The following is a 4493-nucleotide window of genomic DNA, read 5'->3' as shown; positions in this document are numbered from 1 at the left end:
TGGCACCGGGAGTTGCTGGGGTCGGAGGACGACCCGGACAGCCTGGTGTCCCGGCAGCTGGCCTTCTGGCGGTCCACTCTGGCCGATCTGCCCGAGCAGCTGCGCCTGCCCACCGACCGGCCCCGACCGGAGATCACCACGCACCGCGGCCACACCGTGCGGCACCTGCTCGACGCCGAACTGCACCGGCAGCTGGCCGAACTCGCCAAGCAGCACGGGGCCAGCGTGTTCATGCTCGTGCAGGCCGGCTTCTCGGCGCTGTTCCACCGGCTGGGCGCGGGCACCGACATCCCGTTGGGCACCCCGGTCGCCGGGCGCACCGACGACGCGCTGGACGAGCTGGTCGGCATGTTCATCAACACGCTGCTGCTGCGCACCGACGTGTCCGGCAACCCCGACTTCGCCGAGCTGGTGTCCCGGGTGCGGGAAACCAACCTGGCGGCCTACGCCAACCAGGACGTGCCGTTCGAACGCCTGGTGGAGATCCTCAGCCCGGTCCGCTCGCTGTCCAGGCAGCCGCTGTTCCAGGTGGTGCTCGCCTTCCAGAACCAGCAGACGGCCGAGGTGGAGCTGCCCGGCCTGCACACCGAGTTCCGGCTGGCACCCACCGAGACCGCCAAGTTCGACCTGTCCTTCGAGTTCACCGAGCGGCCGGACGGCGGCATCGGTATCGCGGCCGAGTACAGCACCGACCTGTTCGACCAGGCCACCGTGGACCAGCTGTGCCAGCGGCTGATCGCGCTGCTGGCCGCGGCGGTCGCCGCACCGCGAACCCGGATCAGCGACCTGAACATCCTGCTGCCGGACGAGCGGGCCGAACTGCTGCGCCTCGGTGACGGCGGCAGCCGGCCGCTGGCCGGGCGGGAGCCCCTCGCGCTGTTCGAGGCACAGGCCCGCCGGACCCCGGACGAGATCGCGGTGCTGGCCGGCACCGAGACCGCGACCTACGCCGACCTCAACGCGCGAGCCAACCGACTGGCCCGCCAGCTGATCGCGCTCGGCGCCGGGCCGGAGCGGTTCGTCGCACTGGCCCTGCCCCGGTCGGTGGACCTGCTGGTCGCGCTGGTCGCGGTGCTCAAGACCGGCGCCGGCTACCTGCCCGTCGACCTCGCCCACCCGGCCGAGCGGATCAGCTACGTGCTGGCCGACGCCGAGCCCTCGGTGGTGGTCACCACCGCCGCGCAGGTGGACCGGCTGCCGGCCAGCCAGGCGACGGCCGTGGTGCTGGACGAGCTGGCGACCGCCACGGCCATCGCCGGTCGCGGCGCCGACGACCTCACCGACGCCGACCGGCTCGCCCCGGTCCGGCCGGCGCACCCGGCGTACCTGATCTACACCTCCGGTTCCACCGGCAGGCCCAAGGGCGTCGTGGTGACCCGGCACAACCTGACCGACTTCCTGGACTGGGCGGTCACCGACTACGGTGCCGCGAACCTGCGGTCGGTGCTGGCGTCGACGTCGCTGAGCTTCGACGTGTCCGTGTTCGAGCTGTTCCCGCCGCTGCTGGTCGGCGGCCGGGTGGAGATCGTGGCCGACCTGCTCGCGCTGGCCGACCGGCCGTGGTCGGGCACCACCATCAGCGGGGTGCCCTCGGTGTTCGCCGCGCTGCTGGCCGGCAGCGACCTCGCGGTGTCCTCGGCCAACGTGGTGTTCGCCGGTGAGGCGCTGTCCACCCAGGTGGTGCGCGGCGTGCGCGGGGTGCTGCCGGAGGCCAGGATCGCCAACATCTACGGCCCGACCGAAACCACCGTGTACACCATCGGGGCGTACTCCGACGATCCGGCGGGCGAGGCCCCGCCGATCGGCCGGCCGCTGTCCAACACCCGGGCGTACGTGCTGGACGAGCGCCTGCACCCGGTGCCGGTCGGCGTGCCCGGCGAGCTGTACCTGGCCGGCGAGGGCGTCACGCGGGGCTACCTGAACCGGTCGGAACTGACCGCGACCCGGTTCGTGGCCGATCCGTTCGGCCCGGCCGGCGACCGCATGTACCGCACCGGTGACGTGGTGCGCTGGCTGGCCGACGGCAACATCCACTACCTCGGCCGGGCCGACGACCAGGTCAAGATCCGCGGTTTCCGGATCGAACTCGGCGAGGTGGAGGCAGCGCTCAACCGGCTGCCGCGGGTGGCCGGCGCGGCGGTGGCCGCGCTGGCGGGCACCGGTGGCGACACCGGTCAGCCGACCGAGCTGCGGCTGGTCGGGTACGTGGTGGCCGAGGACGGCGCCGAGCTGGACGGCGCCGCGTTGCGCCGCCGGCTGGGCGCGGTGCTGCCCGAGTACATGGTGCCCAGCGACGTGCTGGTGCTGCCCGAGTTCCCGCGCAACGCCAACGGCAAGCTGGACCGCCGGGCGCTGCCCGTGCCAGCACCGGTCGTCCCGGCGGCGAGTGCGGGGCGGATGCCGCGGACCCCCGAGGAAGTCCTGCTGTGCGGGCTGTTCGCCGAGGTGCTCGGCGGCCAACAGGTCGGCGTCGACGACGACTTCTTCATGCTCGGCGGGCACAGCCTGGCCGCGACCCGGCTGGTGAACCGGATTCGCGCCGCGTTCGGCGTGGACCTGCCGTTGCGCGCGGTGTTCGAGGCGCCCACCGTCGCCGGGATCGCGACCCGGCTCGCCGCGCTGGACACCCGGCGGCTGCCGCTGGTCGCCGGCCCACGGCCGGAACGGCTGCCCCTGTCCTCCGGCCAGCAGCGGCTGTGGTTCCTCAACCGGCTGGAGGGCGCCACCGCCACCTACAACGTCCCGGTCGCGCTGCGGCTGCGCGGCGAACTGGACCTGGACGCGCTGCGCGCCGCCGTCGAGGACGTGGCCCGGCGGCACGAGGCGCTGCGCACCGTCTACCCGGACGTGGACGGCCAGCCCTACCAGGAGATCCGCGACGAACTGCCGGAGCTGGTGGTCGCGGCCACCACCGAGGAGGAACTGCCGGCCACCCTGCGGGCCGAGCTGGGCCGGGGTTTCGACCTGGCCCGCGAGCTGCCGATGCGGGCCCGGCTGTACGTGCTCGGCCCCCGGGAACACGTGCTGCTGCTGGTGGCCCACCACATCGCCTGCGACGGCTGGTCGGCCGCGCCGCTGGCCCGTGACCTCGCCGCGGCGTACCGCGCCCGGCGGGCCGGCGACACCACGCCGGACTGGCCGGAGCTGCCCGTGCAGTACGCCGACTACACGCTCTGGCAGCGCGCGCTGCTGGGCGACGAGGCCGACCCGGACAGCCTGGCCGCGCAGCAGCTGCGGTTCTGGACCCAGGCGCTGGCCGACCTGCCCGAGGAACTGGTGCTGCCCACCGACCGGCCGCGCCCCGCCGTGGCCAGCTACCACGGCGACACCGTCCGGTTCGCGCTCAGCGCCGAACTGCACGCGGCACTGGCCCGGGTGGCCAGGGAGAACAACGCGAGCCTGTTCATGGTGTTGCAGTCCGGTCTGTCCGCGCTGTTCAACAAGCTCGGCGCGGGCACTGACATCGCGGTGGGCACGCCGATCGCCGGCCGCACCGACCACGCACTGCACGAACTGGTCGGCTTCTTCCTCAACACGCTGGTGCTGCGCGCCGACCTGTCCGGCGACCCGAGCTTCCGCACCCTGCTGGCCCGGGTGCGGGAGAGCGACCTGGCCGCGTACGCCCACCAGGACCTGCCGTTCGAGCGGCTGGTCGAGGTGCTCAGCCCGGTCCGCTCGCTGTCGAGGCCGCCACTGTTCCAGGTGGTGCTGGCGCTGCAGAACAACGTCACCGCCGAGGTGGACCTGCCCGGCCTGACCACCGAGTCCGAGCTGCTGAACACCCTGGCGGCCGACGTCGACCTGCACTTCGACTTCATCGAGGACACCGCGGCCGACGGCACGCCCAACGGCATCGAGGGCCTGGTGAAGTTCAGCACCGACCTGTTCGACGCGGCCACCGTGCTCCGCTTCGTCGGCTACCTGGACCGGCTGCTCACCAGCATGGTGTCCGATGTGGACGCGCCACTGAGCGGGTTCGACGTCCTCGACGCGGACGAGCGGCGGCGGGTGCTGGTGGACTGGAACGACACCGCGCGGGACAACGCCGGCCACTGGGAGGACGTGGTCTGGCGGGTGCGCTCGTTCGCGCGGGAGATGCCGGACGAGATCGCGGTCCAGGACGACTCCGGTGCGGTGAGCTACGCGGACCTGGTGGCGCGGGCGAGTGCGCTGTCGCGTCGCTTGCTGGACTCCGCGACGGGTTCTGGTGTGGTGGGTGTGGTGTGCGACCCGGGGATCGGGTTCGCCGTCGCGGTGCTGGGCGTGCTGGGCGCCGGCCTGGCGTGGGTGCCGTTGGACCCCAACGCCCCGGTGGCCCGCACCGCCGGCCTGGTCGCCGACGCCGGCGCCGGGGTGCTGGTGGTCGACCCGCGGTACCGCGAGCTGGCCGAGGAAGTCGGTGGGTCGGCTCGGGTGGTGGTGCTGGACGACGCGGTGGACGCGGAGTTGGTGCCGTTGCGGGGGTCTGGTGACGATCTGGCGTATGTGATCTT

The 4493-nt window shown here is 73.2% G+C and carries 1 protein-coding gene; it reads left to right on the top strand.

Annotation, left to right across the window (positions count from 1 at the left end):
• The coding region (locus LX83_RS00230; protein ID WP_253765643.1) for an amino acid adenylation domain-containing protein at positions 1 to 4493 on the top strand (4493 nt) is incomplete at both ends.

It is taken from the genome of Goodfellowiella coeruleoviolacea (genome assembly GCF_024171785.1).
In the GTDB taxonomy this organism is placed as follows: Bacteria; Actinomycetota; Actinomycetes; order Mycobacteriales; family Pseudonocardiaceae; genus Goodfellowiella; species Goodfellowiella coeruleoviolacea.
The sequence above is the reverse complement of the archived record's forward strand: the minus strand, read 5'-3'. Positions and strand labels throughout refer to the sequence as shown.